Annotated in this window: 20 protein-coding genes and 1 pseudogene; 12 read left to right on the forward strand and 9 right to left on the reverse strand. The window is 58.2% G+C overall.

The annotated features are described in order from the left end of the window. Positions 1-25 precede the first annotated feature (25 nt). Positions 26-1048 carry a tryptophan--tRNA ligase gene (trpS, locus tag ABJD00_RS18065; RefSeq protein ID WP_413832028.1) on the reverse strand — a complete coding sequence of 341 codons (1023 nt, stop codon included), beginning with the start codon at positions 1046-1048 and terminating at the stop codon, positions 26-28. A 68-nt stretch (positions 1049-1116) separates the two neighbouring features. Between trpS and ABJD00_RS18070 the strand changes: the two genes are divergently transcribed. Both ABJD00_RS18070 and ABJD00_RS18075 read left to right on the forward strand, forming a co-directional pair. Then, entirely contained in the window at positions 1117-1800 is a 684-nt protein-coding gene (locus tag ABJD00_RS18070; RefSeq protein ID WP_413831638.1) for a rhomboid family intramembrane serine protease, read from the forward strand. A gap of 6 nt (positions 1801-1806) precedes the next feature. Further along, a pseudogene (locus ABJD00_RS18075) lies at positions 1807-2006 on the forward strand (DUF6434 domain-containing protein). On the opposite strand, the gene murJ reads toward ABJD00_RS18075, so the two are convergent. Beyond that, positions 2003-3541, reverse strand: a complete 1539-nt coding sequence (murJ, locus tag ABJD00_RS18080) for a murein biosynthesis integral membrane protein MurJ (RefSeq protein WP_413831640.1) — start codon at positions 3539-3541, stop codon at positions 2003-2005. The pseudogene ABJD00_RS18075 and the gene murJ overlap by 4 nt on opposite strands. A 210-nt stretch (positions 3542-3751) precedes the next feature. Here murJ and ABJD00_RS18085 point away from each other — a divergent pair, with 210 nt between their 5' ends. Both ABJD00_RS18085 and ABJD00_RS18090 read left to right on the forward strand, forming a co-directional pair. Next, the gene (locus ABJD00_RS18085) at positions 3752-4804 is read left to right on the forward strand and encodes a hypothetical protein (protein ID WP_413831642.1); all 1053 of its coding nucleotides are present in this window, start codon (positions 3752-3754) and stop codon (positions 4802-4804) included. A 3-nt stretch (positions 4805-4807) separates the two neighbouring features. Further along, entirely contained in the window at positions 4808-5605 is a 798-nt protein-coding gene (locus ABJD00_RS18090; RefSeq protein ID WP_413831644.1) for a hypothetical protein, read from the forward strand. Positions 5606-5695: 90 nt separating this feature from the next. Here the strand turns inward: ABJD00_RS18090 and ABJD00_RS18095 are convergent, their stop codons facing one another. The 5 genes from ABJD00_RS18095 to ABJD00_RS18115 form a co-directional block, all read right to left on the reverse strand. Beyond that, the gene (locus tag ABJD00_RS18095; RefSeq protein ID WP_413831646.1) at positions 5696-6379 is read right to left on the reverse strand and encodes a DsbA family oxidoreductase; all 684 of its coding nucleotides are present in this window, start codon (positions 6377-6379) and stop codon (positions 5696-5698) included. A 122-nt stretch (positions 6380-6501) separates the two neighbouring features. Continuing rightward, entirely contained in the window at positions 6502-6879 is a 378-nt protein-coding gene (locus tag ABJD00_RS18100) for a rhodanese-like domain-containing protein (RefSeq protein ID WP_413831648.1), read from the reverse strand. 298 nt (positions 6880-7177) lie between these two features. Beyond that, positions 7178-8800: a L,D-transpeptidase family protein gene (locus ABJD00_RS18105; protein ID WP_413831650.1), complete on the reverse strand. Its 1623-nt coding sequence runs from the start codon at positions 8798-8800 to the stop codon at positions 7178-7180. A 151-nt stretch (positions 8801-8951) separates the two neighbouring features. Beyond that, entirely contained in the window at positions 8952-10622 is a 1671-nt protein-coding gene (locus tag ABJD00_RS18110; protein WP_413831652.1) for a sulfatase-like hydrolase/transferase, read from the reverse strand. Continuing rightward, entirely contained in the window at positions 10619-11128 is a 510-nt protein-coding gene (locus ABJD00_RS18115; RefSeq protein ID WP_413831654.1) for a MarR family winged helix-turn-helix transcriptional regulator, read from the reverse strand. Before ABJD00_RS18115 ends, ABJD00_RS18110 begins: the two co-directional genes overlap by 4 nt. Before the next feature lie 142 nt (positions 11129-11270). On the opposite strand from ABJD00_RS18115, the gene ABJD00_RS18120 reads away from it, so the two are divergent. From ABJD00_RS18120 to ABJD00_RS18140, 5 genes are all read left to right on the forward strand, one after another. After that, positions 11271-12326: a TAXI family TRAP transporter solute-binding subunit gene (locus ABJD00_RS18120; RefSeq protein WP_413831656.1), complete on the forward strand. Its 1056-nt coding sequence runs from the start codon at positions 11271-11273 to the stop codon at positions 12324-12326. A gap of 56 nt (positions 12327-12382) precedes the next feature. Then, positions 12383-14695 carry a TRAP transporter permease gene (locus ABJD00_RS18125; RefSeq protein ID WP_413831658.1) on the forward strand — a complete coding sequence of 771 codons (2313 nt, stop codon included), beginning with the start codon at positions 12383-12385 and terminating at the stop codon, positions 14693-14695. Positions 14696-14785: 90 nt separating this feature from the next. Further along, the gene (locus ABJD00_RS18130) at positions 14786-16273 is read left to right on the forward strand and encodes an aldehyde dehydrogenase family protein (RefSeq protein ID WP_413831660.1); all 1488 of its coding nucleotides are present in this window, start codon (positions 14786-14788) and stop codon (positions 16271-16273) included. Further along, the gene (locus ABJD00_RS18135) at positions 16270-17517 is read left to right on the forward strand and encodes a Tm-1-like ATP-binding domain-containing protein (RefSeq protein ID WP_413831662.1); all 1248 of its coding nucleotides are present in this window, start codon (positions 16270-16272) and stop codon (positions 17515-17517) included. Before ABJD00_RS18130 ends, ABJD00_RS18135 begins: the two co-directional genes overlap by 4 nt. Further along, entirely contained in the window at positions 17514-17720 is a 207-nt protein-coding gene (locus ABJD00_RS18140; protein WP_108837218.1) for a hypothetical protein, read from the forward strand. Before ABJD00_RS18135 ends, ABJD00_RS18140 begins: the two co-directional genes overlap by 4 nt. Positions 17721-17729: 9 nt before the next feature. Here ABJD00_RS18140 and ABJD00_RS18145 read toward each other — a convergent pair whose 3' ends face one another. Continuing rightward, positions 17730-18653, reverse strand: a complete 924-nt coding sequence (locus ABJD00_RS18145) for a Kelch repeat-containing protein (RefSeq protein WP_413831664.1) — start codon at positions 18651-18653, stop codon at positions 17730-17732. Positions 18654-18767: 114 nt separating this feature from the next. After that, the gene (hemN, locus tag ABJD00_RS18150; RefSeq protein WP_413831666.1) at positions 18768-20120 is read right to left on the reverse strand and encodes an oxygen-independent coproporphyrinogen III oxidase; all 1353 of its coding nucleotides are present in this window, start codon (positions 20118-20120) and stop codon (positions 18768-18770) included. 60 nt (positions 20121-20180) lie between these two features. Between hemN and fnrL the strand changes: the two genes are divergently transcribed. From fnrL to ccoN, 3 genes are all read left to right on the forward strand, one after another. Further along, positions 20181-20921, forward strand: a complete 741-nt coding sequence (gene fnrL / locus ABJD00_RS18155; RefSeq protein WP_413831668.1) for a transcriptional regulator FnrL — start codon at positions 20181-20183, stop codon at positions 20919-20921. Between the two features lie 82 nt (positions 20922-21003). After that, positions 21004-21411, forward strand: a complete 408-nt coding sequence (locus tag ABJD00_RS18160) for a universal stress protein (protein ID WP_413831670.1) — start codon at positions 21004-21006, stop codon at positions 21409-21411. 118 nt (positions 21412-21529) lie between these two features. After that, positions 21530-23140 (forward strand): cytochrome-c oxidase, cbb3-type subunit I, encoded by a 1611-nt coding sequence (gene ccoN / locus ABJD00_RS18165; RefSeq protein WP_413831672.1) that lies wholly within the window; start codon positions 21530-21532, stop codon positions 23138-23140. Positions 23141-23147: the final 7 nt, after the last annotated feature.

A 23147-nucleotide genomic window follows, 5' to 3' on the forward strand; every position in this document is an offset into this window, starting at 1 on the left:
AAATCGGGAGACAGCCGCCGCGCAATCAGGCGCCGACCATCCCCACAATCTCGTAGGTCTGTTTCAGGATCGGCGCCGTGATCTCGCGCGCCTGTTCTGCACCGCGTGCGAGGACGCGGTCGATTTCAGGGATATCATCCATGAGCCGGGCCATTTCGCCAGAGATTGGCGCGAGTTTTGACACCGCGAGTTCGGCCAATGCTGGTTTGAACGTGCCAAACTGGGCGCCGCCATATTCGGACAGCACCTGTTCCACGGTCATGTCGCCAAGGGCTGCGTAGATGTTGACGAGGTTGCGCGCCTCGGGACGGTTCTCTAGCCCCTTGGCCTCACTTGGCAGGGCGTCCGGGTCGGTTTTCGCCTTGCGGATCTTTTTCGCAATCGTGTCTGCATCATCTGTCATGTTGATGCGTGATGCATCCGAGGGGTCAGATTTAGACATCTTTTTGGATCCGTCCCGCAAGGACATAACGCGGGTCGCGACCCCTTCGATCACCGGTTCGGTGATGGGAAAGAAATCGACGCCATAGTCGTGGTTGAACTTGGCCGCGATGTCGCGCGTCAGTTCAAGGTGCTGTTTCTGGTCCTCGCCCACGGGTACGTGGGTGGCATGATAGATCAGGATGTCAGCGGCCATCAGGGCCGGGTAGGCAAACAGGCCAAGCGAGGCGTTTTGGGCGTTCTTACCGGCCTTGTCCTTGAACTGCGTCATCCGCTGCATCCAGCCCATGCGCGCCACACAGTTAAACACCCAACCCAGTTGGGCGTGTTCGGGCACAGCGGATTGGTTGATCAAAATAGATTTTTCGGTGTCGATCCCGGCGGCGATGTATCCCGCAGCCAGCTCACGCGTTTTGGCCCGTAGATCGGCCGGGTCCTGCCATGTGGTGATCGCGTGCAGGTCGACCATACAATAGATCGTCTCGAACCCACCCTGATCCTGCATTTCCACGTAACGTTTGAGTGCTCCGAGGTAGTTGCCCAAGGTCAGGCCGCCCGAAGGTTGCATCCCCGAAAAGACGCGGGGTGTGAACGTGGTATTTGACATGAGAACCTCTGGGCAAATCAGCGTTGCTGGCTTACCCATGGGGTGTTCCTTCGTCAAGCAGGCCCCGGATGTCAGATTATAAAGAACCAAGCCCCGTTAACCCGTTGCCGCCGGCTGTGTGGCTGCTGTTTCTGGCTCTCGCCTTGCCGGAACTGGCCTTTAGTCTGGCCGAGGCGGGGCTGATCGGTGGTGCAGGCGCTGTGGGTTGGCGTCTCAATGCGTTGAACGACTATGCGTTTTCCGGGGTTGCCTTTGATTTCATGGTTGAGAACGGGCGCCTGTTGCCCGAACACATGCTTCGCTTTGTGACTTATCCGTTTGTTTTTGGCAGCTTTACCTCGTTCCTGTTTGCGGGCGTGATCCTGTTGGCCATGGGCAAGATGGTGGGCGACGTACTGGGCGGTTGGGCTGTGGCGCTGGTATTTTTCCTGTGCGGCATCTTTGGGGCGCTGATGTTTGGTTGGATCACCAATGAGTCCTGGTTGGTGGGGGCGTACCCGAGTGTGTACGGGCTGATTGGCACGTACACCTTCCTTTACTGGCAGCGGCAGGTGGTCAGCGGTGGCCCACAGGGGCAGGCGTTTATGCTGATTGGGGTTCTGATGGGGATCCAGTTGGTTTTTGGCGCATTCTTTCAGGTTGGCTATGATTGGGTTGGTGAGTTGGCGGGCTTTGTTGCGGGTTTTGCCATCACGGCCATTGTTGTGCCCGGTGGCATGGCGCGGGTGCGGGCTGTGCTGCGGCGGCGTTGAGCGGTGGTGTTTGACTGGCATGGCGGCGAGATCACGCGCCAGACGCCGCTGGATTCGGGTTATCGCAACACGCGAAATAAGCGCTGGTTTTTGACGGTTTGTTCGGGCACGGGGTCAAGTTTGACCGCCCGTTTATGGCGTGGATCACGTCAGTTGGCCCGCACACCATGGGGGACGTGGCCGATGAGAGGCTGGCCCGACCCTAGCGGCGACGCACGGCCCCTTTGATCTCTGACAGTCTGAGTGCACCGAGCACTTGTGCGGCCCCAAGATAGGTGGCTGCCCCTACAGCGATCAGGGCAAGCAAGGCGATGTAGCGGACATAGTCCGTCCCGAGCGCCGGTTTGAGCAGGATCGCAGCGACCCACAGTGCCACACCCATTGCGCAGGACGCTGCAAATATCCGCGGCAGGCGAGCGCGATAGCGGTCATCGACTTTGACTGTGCCTCCCATGCCCCGCAGCCCCCCATAGAGCAGGCCCAGCATGGCCCAGCCGGCAATGGTTGTGGCCAGTGCAGGTGCAATCCAGCCGACAAGCGGGGACAGGCCGACGGCAACTGCGGCGTTTATCACCATCGCCACCAGAGCAAAGCGGAACGGGTTGGTCGTGTCACCGCGTGCGAAATACTGGGGCTGCACGACTTTTTGCAGCACGAATGCGGGTAGGCCGGCGCCGTAGATGGCGACAGCCACAGCAATGGCTGCGACGTCATCGGTACCCGTCTGGCCTCGCCCGAACAGGACGGAGACCAGAGGCAGCGGGATAACCATCAGCGCCACTGCGCTGGGAACGGTCAGGGCCATGGCAAACTCGCTTGCCCGCGAATAGGCGCCACGCGCGCCGGTCAGGTCGTCGGCCTTCAGGCGGCGGGCGAGGTCGGGCAGCAGCACGATCCCGACTGCGATGCCGACCACTCCAAGAGGCAGTTGGTAAAGGCGATCAGCGGCAAAGAGCCAGCTGACCGCACTGTCATATTGGCTGGCCACCAGTTGCCCAACGACGAGGTTGATCTGCATTACACCCGTGGCAAGAGCGGCAGGAATAGCGGTGCGGACCATCAGGCTCATATCCGGGGTCCAGCGGGGCAGGGCGGGTTTCAGCGCAAAGCCCGCGCGCGCGGCCGCACTCCAAGTGAGTGCCAGTTGTGCGATGCCCGCCAGTGGGATCACCCAGATGAGCCAGGTGATGATCTCGGCCCCGATGGCCCATGCCATCCCCATGGCCGCGATGACAAAGATGTTCAGTAGGACAGGGGCTGCTGCGGCGGCGGCAAAACGCCCGGTGGCGTTCAGCACGCCGGAAAAGAGCGCCGAGAGCGACATGAAGAAGATGTAGGGAAAGACGATGCGCCCATATCCAACCGTCAGGTCAAAGCGTTCGGGGTCAAACCCGCCAGCGGTGGCCCAAACCAGCGCGGGCATGAAGATCATCGCAACGGCCGTCAGGAGCAGCGTTGCCAGCGCCAGTCCGTTGAGTGCGTCGCGCCCGAAGGTTGCGGCATCCTCTCCCGCCTCGACCTTGCCCGAAAACATTGGGACGAAGGCGGCGTTGAATGCACCTTCGGCAAAGAAGCGGCGAAACATGTTTGGCAGCCGGAAGGCGGCGACAAAGGCGTCCATCAGCGGTCCGGGGCCGATGAGCGACAACAGCATGACCTCGCGCACGAAGCCCAGCACACGGCTGGCCAGCGTCCAGAAGCCCACGGTCAGAAACCCGGACATGAGGCGGATCGGTTTCATGGGCTTGGCGTAGCGGTTGGAGCGGGGCCGTGCAATGGGTGAGCGCCTAGGGCGTCGCCACAAATCCGAGCAGGGCATATCTGCAATGCACAACCAGCTGGTGCAAACGGGCGGGCATGGGCGCACTGACCGTTGCGCATTTTCGCATATTGCCGTTAAGTGCCTGTATTGAACGGCGTTGCACTGCCTTTTTTACGTGCGGAGATTTTGTTGCCTCGACTTTCGGATCGCCAGTCAGAGTTTTTGAAGATGCATCTGGGGTGTTGCCCGCCAGTGAGTGCTGCCGAGAATGAAGCGCTTGCCAAACTGTCCCCTGAGGAACTGGCCAAGACCGACCTGACCAAAGTCGATGTCGATACCCTGTTCGGTAAAGAAGCGATGGACGACCTGCGTGCCGTTGAGATCAAGGGCGAGGGCAAGCCCAAGATGAAAGAGCTGATGCAGGAGATCACCAAAGGGTTCCCCAAGAGGCCCCGCCAGGAGGTGATGGAGGACCTTGAGACTGTTGTTGGCACGCCACCCGATTCAAAGAAGCTGAATCTAGACTACGACCGCTTCCTGATTGTGAAAAAGCAGCAGGAAACCGTGGCGAAGGACAAAAAAGAAGACGCGGCACCCTCTTTGAAGGAGGGCATGCACGAGGATTTCATGGCCTCTCGGGCACAGTTGTTGTGCGGCAAGGTGCTGGGCGACAGTTTTGGGATTCACGAGGTGTTTGGATCGATGCTCAACCCGACGGGTGGGCTTGTGGGACCGGGCAATCTGGCGCTCCACCTTGATATCGATAACCCCATCGCGCTGCATGGCGTTGTACATGACGCCGCCGGGTACTTGAATACGTATCACAATGACGGGCCGGGCTATGACTACCTCGACAGTGATATTGAGTTTCTGAGTACAGACAATCCGCTGGCCGGACAGATCAGTGGGATCGCCCACTGGACGATGGAGGCCGGAGACGAGTACTTTATCAACCGAACGGATGCCGCCGTTCTTGAAGTCGAAAACGCACTTAAGTCCGTGCGCGATGCGGTGGCCAACACAGTGGACAAGATGATGACCATGTTCCGCAGCGACCCGGACGGTGCGCGCCCCGAAGAGGGCGAGGCGCTCGACACAGCAAACGCTATCGAGGACGCTGTTGGCAAAGCTGCCAAGGCCGCGGAACAGGTCTACGATGCAGCCATGACTATTCCCGGACCGCCCATGGCGGCCAAGGCAAAGGAAAAGCTCGACGCGATGTCCAGCTTTGTCTGGAATTAAGTCATGAGCTCAATTGAAATTCATCCCTCTGAGCTCGCCTACGCCTTCGCCTATGCCAAGGTGGACAGCATTATTGGATGGGGCGACACCCCGTTCCTGCCCGAAGATGGCGATGCCACGGAATGGGGTAAGGAGGGCGAAGAGCGTCTGCGCGCGGCGGGGCGCCTTGTGGGCGATCCGGAAACGGGCCTGAACTTTATCCCTGCGATCACGGCGGCCATACTCACCATTGTGAACCCGACGCTTGTGCTGCTCAGCGAACGCCGTTCTGGCAACCGGGTGCAGCGTTTGTCGGTGCACGCGGCGGGCATCTATTTTGTTGGTCTGATTCAGTGTGGTGATGGCATGTTCGAGATGACCAGCTATTCCGACCTGATGGCGGCGGCGGGAGCCTGTGCCGGGTTTGTGGGCGCAACACTTGAGCCTCTGCGGAGTGAGGCACGTGTCGAGACCACGCAGAAAGTGCTAACCACCTTGCATGGGTCTGCGGCCGCGCGCCCGGATGATGTGGTTGGTGGCATGGTCCGCTTGGGCCTGTCCAAGACAGAGGCGGAATCTGCTGTGCGTGCCTTTTCCGATCCTGCTGCGGCAGGCATGCTGTCAGTGTTGTACTGCGCGGGCAACGCTGTGCAGGACGCTGATCCGATCAGCGTGATGACCAATGCCGACAAACAGACATGGACGATTTTCCCACCCGCAAGCCTTGACGGGCCGATGGTGCTGGAGCGCAGTTCGGTGGCGGCACTGACGGCCCGCGTTGCGGTCAGCACAGCAGCACGCTTCAGCGCGCGCGCCTCTTAGGCTCTGCGCCTATTAAGCGACCGGAAAAAGCGGTCCGTTATGTGGTACTTCGATAACTGAGTTATGGCCGAAGCCGCCTTTCGCTCGTTCTCAGCAAGGACTGGCTTTCAATTGATTTTGCTCCTTGAGAACCTCGGCAACATTCGCCTCAAGAATGGCGTAGCTTATGTTTCCAAATAGTATCTGCCGACCATTGTTGATCACGTAAGTTGGGCTGCCTTTTACCCCTGTCGTTTGGGCTAAATCATAATCGCTTGTCAGCTTTGCCATAGCTTCACCCGTTTTGATCCTTTTACGGACATCAGAAAACTCTAGTCCGATGCCTTCGCTAACGTCTTTTTGAACGGACCAGTCAGAGATGTCTTGTGCGTCCTCAAAGAATGCAGAACGAAGTGCTCTTGCGGCTTTCACAGACAGACGCGATCGATAGTCTGGTGTGCAATCGTCTTGAGCCGCCAGCTCCACTGCTTTCAGAAAAAGATGCGGGCTGGCCGAGGAGAGTGGTCGGGTTTCGGACCAGACTTTCTGATTTACCTTTATGGCGTCAAAGCCACGCGCCACGTCCTGCACGTGGTGGGTATACCCGTCAAAGCCACCTTTGTTTCCCCACAGTTTGGAAATCTTTGCTTTGGTATCTGGAAACACCGAAGTGTAGTGCACTTCGATATCTACTTGGTCGCCAAACTGCTCAGCGAGCCGATAGAGAGGCGACTGTCCGATAAAGGCCCAGATGCATAGGATGTCAGAGAAGTGAACCATTTTCAGCGGGCTCATAGAATTTGGTCCTTAGTTGCGGAAATGATGATGGCGGGCCGGCCTTGTCGACCGGCGCTGCCCTTGCAATCGAACTACCGGCGATCGATTGCTTGCCCTATTCGATATCAACCTCGAGCGTGTCAGACTTGCTCCATCGGACCGCCTGCGTCCTTCCAAGCAGAGATACCGCCAACATTCGACACATTTTCAAACCCCATTTCCACAAGAGTTTTGCCGCTAAGCGCGGCCTGGCCACCGGCGCCGCAAACCAAAACAATGTCCGCATCCCTTTTTAAGGCCGGATTGTGGAGTTGGTGAGTGTCATCCGCCTTAAACTCGAGCATGCCACGTGCAACCAAAACAGCACCGGCAATGGTGCCGGTCTTCGCGATATCGGCGCTATCTCGGACATCAACGAAAACAGATTGTCCATCCATGTGCTTTTTGATGCCATCGTCCGTTGAAATTCTGGGCACAGCGGCATTTGCTTCTTCCAGGTAGTCGTTAGCTGATTTCATTTTTGTAACCTCAATAAAAGTTCGTCATGCAGAGTTTCCATTTCACTGGTGAAAATAGCAAGGAGCGATTTCTTTGGTCACAAGTTCTTGGAAAGAAAGCGTCTGCCTTGGGTTCGAAGCGGTCATTCTCTGCACTCTGTTTGAATGACTGCTATGCGGACGAAGCAGCCATTGGTCCCAACGCAAACGAAGGACCGCACGGCGGACCGTACTGCCTCTAGAATTCATCGCGCTGGCAATCGCGGAGTTTGGTGCCAAAAAGTGATAAAGAAAAATAAGACATCGTAAAATGGCGATACTACCGGTTCAGAGCCTCAAGTATCGGAGCGTCTCTTTCATAGGGATCTTCGCGGAAGTGAACGTTTCCCGTCTCAACCCATGCTGTCCAATACGTCAAAAGAACGGGAACGGGTTTGTCCAGTTCGATCCGTGTGGTCTTACCGCTGTCCAGAATTGAGTTCATGCGTTCGTTATTCCAGTTCGGTTGGCCTTCCATCAGAAGGCTTGCAAACTCAAATGGATGTTCAAGCCGCACACAGCCAGAGCTTAGATTTCGGTCGTTTCGATCGAACAGTTCCTTTTGGTTGGTATCGTGCAGGTAAACTGCGTACTCATTTGGAAACATAAACTTCACGCGTCCCAACGCATTGTTCGGTCCTGGCTGCTGCACAAGAGTCACTCCAGGACTATCTGACGCCCAATTGACAGACGCGGCATTCACTGGCGCGCGGTCACTACTCCTCACCACCTTGTAGTCGTTACGTGCCAGATACTCCGGGTCATTTCGGATGCGCGACAGTTTGTCCTTTCGGAAAATTGAGGCGGGTACGGTCCAGGTGGGATTAAACTCCATATACTGGATGTCGTCGCGGAAAACTGGTGTTTTGCGATAGGCCGACCCAGTCACAGAACGTGTGCTCCAAACAGTGTCACCCTTAATGAAATAAGTGCGTGCGCCGGCAATATTGACAAGAACGAATTCGTCGGCGAGTTCGCGCATTAGCCAGCGCGCGCGCTCGAGGCTTAGCCGCAGCTGGTCAACGCGTTCGCTGGCTTTGCGGTTCAAAGATTGAAACGATCTGGGCCCGACCACACCGTCGGCTTCAAGGCCATGACGGGTTTGAAACGCTTTGACTGCTTCAACCAAGGCGTCATCATAAATGTCTTCGCCGCCCACTGTTGCAGATGTCTGAAAGTTTGTTTCTTGCGGCACACCTTCGCGGATAAGCCTCTCGCGTAGAACGGCCATAGCAGGGTGGGTCATCCCGGGCTTTAAAACTGTTTCATCCGGTACGAAGGGCCAACCGCCGTTGAGCTCAATGCTGCGGTAGGTCTCCAAGGCATCAACAAGTTGATGGTATTGCGTGACACCAAGATAAATGCGCTTCATGAGGGCGCTGAAGCCTTCTCCGTCAAGATATTCATTCAAGACAGTCGACGGTTCGCTCTGAATAACCGGCTTGGAGAAGTTCCATGAGCTGTCAAGCTTTGACGGATCGACCTTGCCGAAGACCATGTGATGGATCAGTTTTATAGCCGCGTCGGTTGCGACCAGATCGAAGGTTGCAATATCGTCGGGTTCTCCTGACTTTGCTTTTTCCTGAAGTTCGTAGAGTAGTGCGAGATTGAAATCTGTGGGAAGGAAACCTTGGTCAACACCGCGGTTCAGTTCTGTGAGGAGCTCTTGTTCGTTGCCTGACCCGTGCCATCCCGTGGTGAAGCCGCGCTGTTCATAAAACCGCGGTATCATAAGGGCGGTGTCCAGCTTGGCATCGCCGAAAAGTTCTTCATCACTTGTGTTGAACGATGTCGATAGTCGCTTGACTTCATCCTCAATAGGGCCAGCCAAAAGGCTTGTATGCAAAAGGAGCTGCAAAGCCAGACCGGCACCAACGATCACCGTCAAGTTCAGAATTCGCAAGTCCGCCTCCTACATCTTGTGCAAGCAACCCTTGACAGCACAATCAGCAGATATCAAGACCGTGCCTTAGATCGTTTTTGACTGCGAACGGGCACCGGTGCATGTCCGCTTCGGGCTCAAACCCGCCCTTCACTGCGCAGCGCACCGAGGTCTATTTTTCCGTCAGCACGGACGCGCGGGGCGGTCCGGGTGGCGTCAGGCTGGAAAACGCTTTGCCTGCGTCTGCTTCGTACTCGGCCTCATCCCAAAACCCGATCAGAATACCGGTTTGCGTGGCAACCTTCAGGCTTGCGACAACCTCTTCAGTGGCCGTCACGCGGGTGTGGTGGCGCATGGACCATGTAAACATCGCGTCTTTCAGGCGCGCGCGCACGGCCACATGTTCGGGCGCGTCTGAGGTGCCAAAGTCCTGCACCTCGTCCGGGTCGGTTTCCAGATCGAACAGAACCGGGTCAAACCCGTTGAGGTGCACGTATTTCCAGCGTCCATCAAAGATCATCTTGGAGAACGCATCTTGCTGTTCGACGTTGAGGGCGGTCGCCATTTCAAAGCCTGAGTAGTCATATTCGCTGATCACGTAGCGCCGGTAGAAGCCGTCCGTTCCGTGCAGGAGGGGGGTCAGGTCGCGCCCTTCGATCACTTGCGGTTTTGGCGCACAGCCAAGGGCGTTCATGAAGGTTGGAGCGAGGTCGATCATCTCGATCAGAGCAGCCGACTCTGTGCCACGTGTGCCATCGGCTTGGGGCCTTGGATCGGCGATGATCAGTGGAACTTTGGCTGCCACATCGTGGTAGAAATCTTTGTCCCCCAGCCAGTGATCGCCCAGATAGTCGCCGTGATCTGAGGTGAAAGCGATTATCGTGTTGTCGCTTAGCCCCTTGTCGTCCATCCATTCGAACAGACGTCCCAGATTGTCATCAAGTTGTTTGATCAGCCCCATATAGGCTGGGATGACGTGTTCGCGCACTTGATCGCGGGAAAAGCATCGGCTGACGCGGATGTCCTGATGGGCGGCGAGGAAGGGGTGTGCGCCTTGTCGTTCTGCGTCTGAACGGATGGGGGCAACCACGTGTTCGGGCCCGTACATGTTGTGATAAGGCGCGGGTACGATATAGGGCCAGTGCGGCTTGATATAACTGAGGTGGCAAAGCCAGGGCCTGCCATCTTCCATCGCCCCCTCCATGAACTCCATCGCGCGGTTGGTCATGTAGGCGGTTTCTGAGTGTTCCTCGGGGATGTTGGCCTTGAGGTGCGAGTTTTCCAAAAGCCAGCCAGAGACTAATTTGCCGTCTTTGTCGTAGCCGGAATTTGCGAAGTCTTCCCACGGGTTGTCGGATTCAAAGCCGTGCGACACGAGGTAGTCGTCATAGGCCGACCACCGCTGTCGGTGGCTGTTGGGGTGAAGCCCGTCGTCGCGATCGAAGGGTTCAAAACCGCATTGCGCAACCTTGATCCCGATGTCGCTGTTCGGATCAATACCGAGCCGTGCCATGCCCGGACGGTCGGCCACCATATGAGTTTTGCCCACCAGCACGGCGCGTGCGCCGACCTCGCTCAGGTGATCGCCCAAAGTGGGTTCGCCCACGCGCAGGGGCACGCCATTCCATGTGGCACCGTGGCTGCGCACATACCGTCCCGTATAGGCTGACATCCGCGACGGTCCGCAGACCGGGGATTGAACGTAAGTGTTGGTGAACTTCACACCGCGCGCGGCAAGCGCATCGATATTCGGCGTGTGCAGGTGCGGGTGCCCATAGCAACTGAGGTAATCAAATCGCAGTTGGTCGGCCATGATCCAAAGGACGTTGGGGCGGTTGGTCATTGGGTCACCTTCGGTTCGAGGATGTCGTCAACGGGTTCGCGCAAGGCGTCTTCGAGCCGTGTGAGCAGGTCGACGAGGGTTAAAAGCTCTTGTTCGGAAAAGGTGCTGCGCAGCGCCTCGCGCCGCCGTTTCATTGCCGGGGAAGCGGCTGCGTGTGCGGCGTACCCTGCCGTGTCCATTTCGACCACCACTTGACGGCCATCGTGTTCGCCACGTGTCATGCGCACGAATCCCTTGCGCTCCATTGCGGGAAGCGCGCGGCTGATCAGGGACGGGTCAGAGCGCTGGATTTGAGCCAGATCGCGGATCGTCATTGGCCCGGCCTCGTGCAGATCCCACAGCACACGCCACTCTACCGTTGTCAGACCGGCTGACTGTTGAAGGATGTGCAGGCCTTGCTGGCGCGAGGCATGATGCGCTGAATCCATGCGGGAAAACGGGTTCTTCGCCTCGTAGGCGCGGCGCTTTTCTATCCGGTCTTTTTGGGTGCTTGGCCGCTCTGTCATACTGTTCCGTCCCTTGTGTTTAGTAGACACTGAATAAAATTACGTGACAAGTCATATAATGTCTGCAACTCTGAATCATGAGACCCCGGATACGGGGCAAGGTGCCTCGGGGAGGGGCGCACCACTGACGGGAGGAATACTCATGTTTAAGACCGCATTGATTGGGGCGGCCTGCGTGCTTGCACCGCTAAGCGTGGCCGCACAGGTCACGTTGACCGCAGAAACTTCATCGCCGGGCGGAGGGGCGCACTATGTGTCGACCACTTTTGCCGCTGCACTGGACAGTGCTGGCGTGGCGAATTTGCAGATGACCGAGGGAGCCACGCTCACCAATTCGGTTCAGGCCGTGGCCGAGGGGCGTCTCGATGTGACCACGGCGCCTTTGATTTTGCCCTTCCTGCTATCGCGCGGAATTGGCCCATACAGTGGCGTCGGTAAGGAACAGGGCGCTGAGTTGGCGGCTGAGATTCGCGCGCTTTATTTCCATGCCGCAGCGCACCAGACCTTTGGGTACTACGATTCAAAACCTGTGGCCGACATTCGCAAGCTAGACGGATTGCGCATCTGGAACGGCCCACCACGCGGTGCGGCGTTGACCTCGGGACGGGCGATGATCCAGTTGCTGGGCGGCATAAAAGATGGCGAAGGGTATGAGGGCGTGCAAACCCCTTGGCCAGATGCCGTATCCACGATCACCGGTGGCGCAGTTGAAGCATGGAGCATTCCATCCGCTCTGCCCGGTGGCCGCGAAATTCAGTTTTCCGCCGCAGGCGCAATCACCCTGTTTGACGTTCCGTCGGATCTGCTGAACAGCGAGTTGGGCCAGCAAATCGTCAAAGCGCCGGGCCATGCGCCATTTTCCGTCCCTGTCGATGTTTATCGCGCTGCCTATGAGGGCAACGACGTCACCATCGTGACCGATGACGACACCTTTGACACCTATTCCACCGCCTTTGCCGAGATTGTTCGGGCGAGCATGGACGAGGATCTGGTGTTCGACATCGTGACTACAATGTTGGATGCACAGTCGCGGTTTGAAGAGGGTGCGCCCATGGGCCCGCACCTGAACCTGACCTTTGGCGATATTGATGGTGTCAGCCAAGGCGCTTGCGGTGCTGTAAAGATCAAGATGCACCCCGGTGCCATCCGCGCCTATGAGGCCAAGGGCCACACGGTGGCGGACTGCCTGCGTCCCTAAGTGATCCGGACCCGACTGTTTTGGCCGGGTCCAAACCCCCGATTGGTACGCGCCCCATGACCGAGTTCGATCCAAACGTGCGTACGACAGGCCAACGCATCGCGATGGGGCTGGCGTTGGTTCTGGTCGTTGTAGGGATGATCAATACGCTGCCCGAGATTGCAGGCCTGCAAGCCTGGGCACGTGAGGCGACGGGCATCCCTCTCTTGCGCATTTCGGGGTTCGCCACCGAATACTTCTTTCCGCCGATATTTTTCCTGATGATGACCATCGTGGTCTTTGACGCCAGCGTGTACCGGACGTGGAAACGAGAGAGACCCGAGCGCGCGTGGCTTGGCCTGTTGCTGGACCTTGGTCTGTTGCTGGCCGCGTTTCTGGGTGCCTTTGGCTATCTGGTGGAGATCGACAGCGTATGCCTGATCGACCAGATCACCGGAGAGCGCGCCCGTCTGATTGCCGAGGATGCAGCCAATTCGGCTGATGTGATCCCGGGCATCTCTTTCGAGGCAGAGGTGCCGTCTTGTCAGGCCCGCTTTGGACTTTGGACGATCCCGCTGCTGTTCACCATCATCACCCTGTTTTTCCTTTATAATGTGCGGGTGTGGGGCCTGCCGCTTGTGATCGTGGCGAGCCTTGTGGTGTTTTATACTGTGGCCACTGCGCTGATCTGGATGTTCGATCTGTCGGACAACAATTTCTTGCTGACCAAGCTGGGGGCTGATGGCGGCAACGTGATGGATGCGGCCACGCAGAAGGCCACCAATGTGTTCATATCGCCGGATGGGTTCATGGGCCGTTTCATGGATATCGTGGTCAATCAGGTTTTCCCTTACGTGATCCTTGGCGCGCTCTTTGGCACGTCGGCGGGGGGGACATCCCTCATCAAGCTGGCGGTGCGGTTGACCCGAAATTTGCGCGGTGGGCCTGCACATGCGGCCATCGTGTCGTCGGCCATGTTTGGCACCATCACCGGTGGGCCGGTCACCAATGTTCTTTCCACAGGCCGCCTGACCATTCCGATGATGCTGCGCAATGGGTTCAGCAAGTATTTTGCGGGCGGTGTTGAAGCCGCGGCCTCGTCTGGTGGGCAGATCATGCCGCCGGTGATGGGCGTGGCTGCCTTTGTTCTCGTGGCTCTGACGGCAGTGCCTTATACAGATGTCATTACGGCGGCGTTTTTGCCTGCGATCTGTTTCTTTTTCTCGATCTTTTTGGCGGTCATGTTCCAGTCTCGGCGCGAAAAGGTCGCGGCGATGCGCGAAGTGCCCGAGGATTTGATGATGGAGCGGCAGGACTGGTACAATCTGGTCATCATCTTTTTGCCGATCCTCACGATCCTGTTTCTTTTGCTGGGCAGCAAAGACGGCGTGGCCGAGGGGCCTTTGGGCTGGATTTTTGGTGCGGACAGCGTGCTGGTGCAGACAATCGTGAACGCAACGGGTGATGCGATTTCTGCCGGGTGGTGGGCTGTTGCTGTGCTTGTCCCGCTGCTGTTTCTGGATCCGGGGACGCGGGCCATGCCATCGCGGGTGCTGGTGTCGTTGGCCGAGGGCGGCATCTTGTTGTCCCGCTTGTTTCTGCTGCTTTTTGCGGTGTCGATCATTGCTGCCTTTCTTAATGAAAGCGGGCTGACCGGAGAGTTGACGCGCGCCGTCACGTCGTGGCTGGAAAAGGTCACTGTGCTGCGGCTGTTTGGCCTCGAAATTCCGATTGTGGGTGGCGTTTACCTGATGCTGGCACTGGTCTGTGCGATGCTGTGCGCAATCCTGCTGGGGATGGGTATGCCCACGGTGCCCGCGTATGTGAACGTCGCCCTGTTGCTGGGCCCGCTTTTGGCAAATCTGGGCGTCAGCTTTTTCACGGCCCATATGTTTGTGTTCTACTTTGCGGTGGCGTCGGCCATCACGCCGCCTGTGGCTGTGGCCGCTTTTGCCGCCGCATCTGTCACCGGCGGTGAGCCGATGCGCACTGGGCTGGCGGCGGTCCGGGTGGGCATTGTGATGTTCACCATTCCTTTTGTCTTTGCGTGGTATCCCGAACTGCTGTTGATCGAACAGGCGGTGACCATCGCCAATGACGCCGGACAGCGGGAACTGATCGAGGGATACACGGGTGTGGTCGACTGGGGCCAGTTGAGCCTGTTGCTCGCCCGAATTGCCTTGTGTCTTTATTTGGTGGCCTCTGCACTGGCACGGTTCGACCGGCTGCGCATCGCGCAGTGGGAGGTGGGGTTGCGTCTGCTTTTGGCTGTTTTGGTGCTTTGGAAAACGCCACTGATCATGACAGTCGGTCTTGTTGCCGCCGCGCTTTTGCTGGGCTGGCACCACTTTATCCGATCCGTTCCGCCCGAGGATGTGCCTGCCCAATGATGCCGTTGACAGGGATGTAAGGCCTGAGGCAGAATTATTGCACCGATGGTTCAAATAGTGAACCAATTGGCATTGCGAAGGGCCCTTCAGATGATTGATCAAAGCCGAATTGACGACCTGCGCCAGCGTTCTGTGACAGCAGGACTGCACATCATTGGTGGGGTGTCAGGTCCGTCAGCAGATGGGGCGACCTTGGCCGTTGTTTCGCCCATTGACGGCCAGCCCCTGACGGAGATTGCGGCAGGTGGACAGACCGAGATTGACCGTGCCGTTGCAGCGGCCCGCGCCGCCTTCGAGGATGGGCGCTGGTCCGGTCTGGCCGCAACGGCGCGCGGGCGTGTCCTGCAAAAGATCGCGGATGCAATCGAGGCCGAGGCGGATGCGCTTGCCGTTCTGGGCGTGCGCGACAACGGCACCGAAATTTCCATGGCACGCAAGGCCGAACCCGGCAGCGCGGCGGGCACGTTCCGCTATTACGGCGAACTTTGCGGCAAGGAATATGGCGAAATCGCCCCGACCGCCCCCGGCACGCTGGGCCTTGTCCATCATGAACCTGTGGGCGTTGTCGGCGTGATCGTTCCGTGGAATTTCCCGCTGATGATTGGGGCGTGGAAGATTGCGGCGGCCTTGGCGGTGGGCAACTCTGTTGTGTTGAAGCCGGCCGAGGTGGCCTCTCTTTCTCTGCTGCGGATGGTCGAGATTTGTCATGAAGCCGGTCTGCCCGATGGTGTTTTGAATGTCGTGACCGGAACGGGTGAGGCCGCGGGGGCGGCCTTGGCGCGCCATATGGATGTGGACGTTCTGGCGTTCACGGGCTCTGGCGGTGTGGGGCGCAAGCTGCTGGAATACGCGGCGCAATCCAACCTTAAGCGGGTCTATCTGGAACTTGGCGGCAAGTCGCCGAACGTCGTCTTTGCCGACACGCCTGATCTGGACCGTGCGGCGGCGGTGGCGGCTGGAGGGATTTTCCGCAACAGCGGGCAGGTCTGCGTGGCAGGCTCTAGGCTACTGATCGAACGGTCGATCCATGCTGAATTTGTCGAGCGGGTCATGGCCCATGCCTTGGCTATGCGCGTCGGCGATCCGTTGGATTTGCGCACCAATGCGGGGGCCATCGCGTCCGAGGTGCAGATGAACGCTATTCTGGCGGCGTGCGACAGGGCTGTCGCTGATGGCGCTGATCTGCGGATGGGCGGCACGCGTATCGCCGCTGAAACCGGTGGGTTCTACATCGGCCCGACGCTGTTTGATTACACCCCGCAAAACAGCGCTCTGGTGCAGAGCGAAATCTTTGGCCCTGTGCTGGCGGTCCAACCCTTTGACACCGAGGACGAAGCGGTCGCGTTGGCGAATGGCACAAGTTACGGCCTTGCCGCTGCTGTGTTTACCCGCGATATCAGCCGCGCGCATCGCATGGTGTCGCGGCTGCGGGCCGGGGTTGTGCATGTGAACACCTATGGCGGGGCGGACATCAGCGTACCGTTGGGTGGACATGGGCAGTCGGGCAATGGGCATGACAAATCCCCCCATGCGATGGATAAGTACCGCAATCTCAAAACGGCGTGGATCCAGCTATGAGTGTCTCCAAAACTATCCTTGTGATCGGGACTTACGACACCAAGGATGAAGAACTTGCCTATGTCGCGGGGCGTATCCGTGCCCAAGGCGGTGACGTGCTGAGCATGGATGTAAGCGTGTTGGGGGACCCAAGCGCGCCTTGTGACATCTCCAAACATGATGTGGCTGAGGCGGGCGGCTCCTCGATTGAGGCAGCGATTGGATCAGAGGACGAAAATACAGCGATGCAGATCATGGCGCGTGGCGCCGCGCTGTTGTGTACGCAATTGCACAGTGCAGGGCGGATCGACGGTATGATCGCGCTGGGCGGCACGATGGGCACGGACCTTGCACTGGATTGCGCGCAGGCGCTGCCGTTGGGGGTGCCGAAATACATCGTCTCTACGGTTTCTTTTTCTCCGCTGATCCCACCGGATCGGTTGTCGCCTGACATTCAGATGATCTTGTGGGCCGGGGGGCTTTATGGGCTGAACGCGGTCTGTAAGTCGTCGCTGTCCCAAGCGGCGGGGGCTGTGTTGGGGGCTGCGCGGGCGGTGGAACCGCCTGTATCCACACGGCCTGTGATCGGGATGACCAGCCTTGGCTCGTCCTGCCTGTCCTACATGAAACTGTTGCGCGCCCCATTGGATGCGCGCGGGTTTGATGTGGCTGTTTTTCACGCCACGGGCATGGGTGGCATGGCATTCGAGGCACTGGCGCGTCAGGGGTATTTTGCCGCGGTGATGGATTTTGCGCTGCCGGAACTGGCCAATCTGATGGTCGGGTCGGTCGTGAACTCCGGCCCGGATCGTTTGCGCGGGGCAGGGGACATGGGCATTCCGCAGATCGTGGCGCCGGGCTGTGCTGATCTGATTGATTTTGCGGGCTGGCAGGAGATTCCGGGCGCCTATTCGGACCGTCCGTTTCATGCTCACAACCGCCTCATCAAATCCTCGGGGCTGAACGGCGATGAACGCCGTGCGCTGGTGCGTGATATTGTGGCGCGGCTCGACGCGGCCAAGGGGCCGGTGCATGTGCTGACGCCGCGCGGAGGGGTCGAGGCATGGGACATTGAAGGCGGTGCCACCTATGATCCGGAAGCGCTGGCCGCGATGGCAGATGAGATGGAACATGCGGTGACGGACCCGGTCAAATTGTCGGTGCTGGACTGTCACATCAACGACGCCGCTTTTGCCGAGGCGGCACTTTCGGTGCTAGATGGCTGGATCGAAGATGGCACGCTGGATCGGAGCCTGGGCGCATGATCGACAAGTTCATCAATCTGGACCACGCATTCTTTGCGCAACCTTTGCGGCGCACGTTGACCCTGGCCGTCTGTTTCGGATGGGGCGGGTTCGAGGCGCTGATGGGCAATTTGGGCTGGGCGGCCATCTTTTTAGGGTTGGGCGCAATCGCTCTTTGGCAATTCCGTAAAATCGACTGGTCGAAATATGAGGGCGGGCACTAATAGCCCTCGCTACTCGATCGCGATGACTTCTATGCTGGTCAGTTCGGGTTCTCCGCCGCGTGCGCCACTGCCTGCTGCAATCCATAATTTGCCATCATGCACGCAACAATTGGTCCCATGGCGCGCCCGGTTCAAAGGGGCGCCGAGCGCCCATTGCCCGCTCTCGGGTTCGAATATCTGCATGTCAGTGAACGCTTCCATCCGTCCGGCCTCGCCCCCGACGTAATGGATTTTACCGCCGAGAACTCCGGTGCCTCCTGCCGCTGTCTGGATCGGAAGGGGTTCGGGGTGCACGGACCACGTCTGTGTCGTGAAATCGAACACGTCCACATCGCCAATCGTGTCAAAGAACAGTTGGTTGTAGTCCGTCCCGTTGTGCCGCCCGGTCTCGCGTCCGCCAAAGAAATATAGGGCGTTGCCTGCAATGGCGCAGGGCGCGTGATCGCGCTTGTTCGGTGCGTCGGGAAGGATTTCCCATGCGCCGGTGTCGGGATGGATGCGGTCAAACCACGCCTGTGTGTCCGCATGATGCCCGTCGACGATGCCGCCGACCACATAGATCCAGCCATCGCTGTGCAAGGCGCAGCCTGAGGCCCCGCGGCGGCGCGTGGGAGGAATGGACGGACCTTCCAGCCAGCGATCTGTGCCAGGTTCGTAAATGAAGACCGTTTCCAGAGGCGTTTCGCGGGGGAACACCCCGGTCATGGTCCCAAGGAGCCAGATTTGGTGCCCGACGATGACGGGTTGGAAATGATGGATCTCCAGCGGTGGCGGCGCACCGTGCGTCCATGTGTTGGTTTTGGGGTCAAAGATGTCGACAGGCTGAATGCGCCGCCCGCCAAAAAGGTAGAATTTGCCCTCAAAGCAGGCGAACCCGTTTTCGTGCCGACAGTGTGGGGTGCCATTGCAGTCCAGTGTGATCCAGTTTGACATCCCGCTCTCCTCATACGCGCGCCATCAGGCGTGAAATTGCGCGCCTTGGCAAGCCGTATGGGGCAGGTGGGCTAACTCATTATCCGTGGGACGTCTTATGCGCACAAGACGCGCCTAGATCGCGGCGCTGTAGATGCGTTCGCCCGAGGTGACCGCACTTGGGGTGACCAGTTGAACGGCGATCAGACGCACCAGCGGGTGTGCCCAACGGTTGATGGACAGGCTCTGCCCATCCCAATTGACCGCCCCGTCAAAGTGGTCGGCAACACGGTCGATGTCTGCCATCAGTTCTGCGTCGGCGCGTTGCGCCGCACTCAGATCAACGCCGTGATAGCACATCAGCTGTTCGACCAGATTGGCCTTGAGGTGATCGCGCGCATCCAGCGTATAACCGCGCCACGTGGCGGCCTCGCCTGCGTCGATCTTGTTCGCATACTGCCCGGTCACCGGAATATTTTGGGCAAAGCCGTCCGGGTAGGTCGAGATGGCGGATGCACCCAACCCGATCAGGTAAGGCGAGGTGTCATCTGTGTAGCCCTGAAACGAGCGTTTTAGCGTTTTGGCGTAATAGGCCTGCGCCAGTGGATCGTGGGGCAGGGCAAAGTGGTCGATCCCGATTTGGATATATCCCCGTCCCAAAAGCCTGCGCCGCGCCTGATCAAACAGGGCAAGGCGGGTTTTGGGATCGGGTAGGGCATCGCTGGGGATCAGCACCTGACGTTTGGACATCCACGGCACATGCGCATAGCCAAACAGGGCAATGCGGCTGGGCTGCATCTCGAGTGCGGCCTCGATTGTTGCATCCAGTGTCCGGGCAGTTTGGAACGGCAGACCATAGAGAAGGTCGAAATTCAGCGCCTCAATCCCGCGGTCGCGCAGTTGACCGACAACCTTTTGGGTCAGGTCGCGTGACTGGACTCGTCCGATTGCATCCTGGACCTGCGGATCAAAGTCCTGAATGCCGAGACTGGCGCGGCTAATGCCATGTGATGCAAGTATATCAAGGCGGGCAGGGCCTACATCCGTCGGGTCGACTTCGACTGAGAATTCTTGGAGATTTTCAAGCCCCCAAATGTCGTCGAGGCCGCTGAGTAAAGTGTCAAGAAGATCGGCCGACAGGATTGTGGGCGTGCCCCCGCCAAGGTGCAGTCGGCGTGGCTTGACCCCATTTACAAATTGCACGCGAACGTCGCGTGCTTCGGTCAAAACCCGGCTCACGTAGGGGGCTAAAGGCGCGTCGTTGCGGGTGCCTTGCGTGCGACATGCGCAGAACCAGCAGAGTCTGCGGCAAAAGGGAATGTGGACATAGAGCGAAATCTCTGCATTCTTAGGAGCATCGGATTGCCAAGTACGCGTGCAGTCTGCATCCACACCGTCACTGAACCAGTTGGCGGGCGGATAGCTGGTGAATCGCGGGACCTTTGCGTCAAACAAGCCTAGACGAGAGAGGTCGGAAACATGTTTCATATAGGTACGATGACCTTTGATCCTGAACCTTTCCTTGATGCAGATCAAAGGGCCTGACGAATGGATTTAGATCTTGTCGCTGTCCCGAGCTGTTCGTCTTGTCCGATCCGTCATCGTGCGGTTTGCGCACGCTGCGACAATGACGAATTGGAACGGTTGAACGACATCAAGTTTTACAAATCCTACACGGCGGGCCAGACCATTGCGATGCGCGGGGACGCTTTGGACAGTGTAGCCTCGGTCGTTTCGGGCACTGCGACGCTGGAACGGGTGATCGAGGACGGTCGCACGCAGATGGTGGGCCTTTTGCTGCCCTCAGACTTTATTGGTCGCCCCGGCCGCGAAACGTTGCAGTACAATGTGACGGCTGTGTCTGACGTGACCTTGTGCTGTTTTCAGCGCAAACCGTTTGAAATCCTGTTGATGGAAATCCCGGCCGTGCAACAGCGCCTGTTGGAAATGGCGCTGGATGAATTGGACGCGGCGCGCGACTGGATGCTGCTTTTGGGCCGCAAAACAGCCCGTGAAAAGATCGCCAGCCTATTGATGCTGATCGCCAAGCGCACCATGCACCCTGATGGCAAGGTGATGGGTGACATCACCCGGATCGAGTTGCCGATCAGTCGCGAAACCATGGCGAACTTCCTTGGTCTGACCATCGAAACTGTGAGCCGTCAGTTTACCGGTTTGCGAAAGGACGGGGTGATTGATCTGGATGGCAACCGGGTTGTGCGCATTCCCGACTTGGAAGGGCTGTTATTTGAAAGCGGCGATGATGGGGACGGCGGAACCCTGTTCTGATCCCTGATTGATTCACATCAACGCGTACGCTCCCGGCGCGCACTATCCCTTTTGACCAAAGCTAAAGACGAAGGGGACAATCATGTACAAGAACATTCTGATTCCAGTTGCGTTTGACGCAGAAAAGGACGTGGCCGGTGCCATCGACATCGCCAACCGGATCGCAGCCGAGGGGGGCGCAATCACCTTTTTGCACGTGATGGAGCAAGTGCCAGTCTACGTGACCGATTATGTTCCTGCCACGTTCGTGACCGAGACGCGCGACGCAGCACGTGCTAAACTGAACGAATTGCTGGGCGATGTTGCAAATGCGCGCGTCGTGGTCATTGACGGGCCCACTGGGCGCAGTATCACCAACTGGGCGGATGAAACCGGGGTCGACTGCATCGTCATCCCGTCGCACCGTCCGGTTATGTCCGACATGCTGCTTGGCTCGACGGCGGCTTGGGTCGTGCGTCATGCACATTGCGCGGTGCATGTGATCCGTTAATCGACACCGCCTTGATCCAGATCAACGCGGGTGTCCAGGCACCGCTTTATCACCGATAATTGCGAACAGGTGTGCAGCCCCTCATTCAGGGGCCGCGCAAAACGACAAAGGAAGTCTCATGTTAGATTATGTCAAACTGATTGCACTTGGCTTGATTGCCATTCTTGCTGCTATTGCAGCGGACTGGGGACATGATCTGGCCTACAAAGTGCACGCTGCGCTGATTATGGTGATCGCCGGCGGAATGTTCATCTGGCAGGTACGCCAGATCGGAAACACAAAAGCGGTTGTGGACGACACCGGTTACCTTGACAGCGTTGTACGCGCAGGCGTCATAGCCACGGGGTTCTGGGGGATCGTCGGGTTTCTGGCGGGGGTTTTTATCGCCTTCCAGCTGGCCTTTCCGGCGCTTAATTTTGACTGGGGCCAACCTTTTACAAATTTCGGACGACTGCGCCCGCTGCACACCAGTGCGGTGATTTTTGCTTTTGGGGGCAATGCGTTGATCATGTCCTCTTTCTATATCGTCCAACGGACGTGCGGGGCGCGCCTCTGGGGCGGCAACCTCGCGTGGTTCGTGTTCTGGGGCTATCAGTTGTTCATTGTGCTGGCCGCCACAGGGTACCTGCTGGGCGCGACGCAATCCAAGGAATATGCCGAGCCTGAGTGGTATGTTGACATCTGGCTGACTGTCGTCTGGGTCTCTTTTCTGGCGGTCTACCTTGGCACCATCTTCAAGCGGCGAGAGAAACACATATACGTCGCCAACTGGTTCCTTTTGTCGTTCATCATCACCGTTGCGATGCTGCACATCGTCAACAACCTGAGCATTCCGGTCTCCCTTCTGGGCTCCAAATCAGTGCAGGTGTTCTCCGGTGTGCAGGATGCGATGACGCAGTGGTGGTATGGTCACAACGCGGTCGGTTTCTTCCTAACGGCCGGGTTCCTGGGAATGATGTACTATTTCATTCCCAAACAGGCTGAGCGTCCTGTTTACAGCTACAAGCTCAGCATCATCCACTTTTGGGCGCTGATCTTTCTATATATCTGGGCGGGTCCGCACCACTTACATTACACTGCCCTGCCGGACTGGGCCTCGACCCTTGGCATGGTGTTCTCCATCATCCTGTGGATGCCCAGCTGGGGTGGCATGATCAACGGTCTGATGACGCTGCAAGGCGCGTGGGACAAGTTGCGCACCGATCCGATCATCCGGATGATGGTGATCAGCCTCGCGTTCTATGGCATGTCCACCTTTGAAGGTCCGATGATGTCGATCCGCGCAGTGAACTCGCTGTCGCACTACACCGACTGGACGATTGGTCACGTTCATTCTGGCGCGCTTGGCTGGAACGGCATGATTACCTTTGGGGCTCTGTACTTCCTCACACCAAGACTGTGGGGTCGGGCACAGATGTACTCGATGAAGGCCATCGACTGGCACTTCTGGCTCGCGACCATTGGCATCGTTCTTTATGCGGCGTCCATGTGGGTCACCGGCATCATGGAAGGCTTGATGTGGCGTGAAGTTGATGCCCAAGGGTTCCTCGTGAACTCGTTCGCTGACACCGTGAGCGCGAAGTTCCCGATGTATGTTGTGCGTGGTCTGGGCGGGGTTCTCTACCTCGTAGGCGGTATCATCATGGTGTGGAACATGTGGATGACCATTCGCGGCGGCAAACCCGTCGCAGTGGCCACCCCACCCGCACAAACTCCTCAAGCTGCGTAAAGGAGAG

The organism is Tateyamaria sp., from assembly GCF_039945315.1.
GTDB lineage: Bacteria > Pseudomonadota > Alphaproteobacteria > Rhodobacterales > Rhodobacteraceae > Tateyamaria.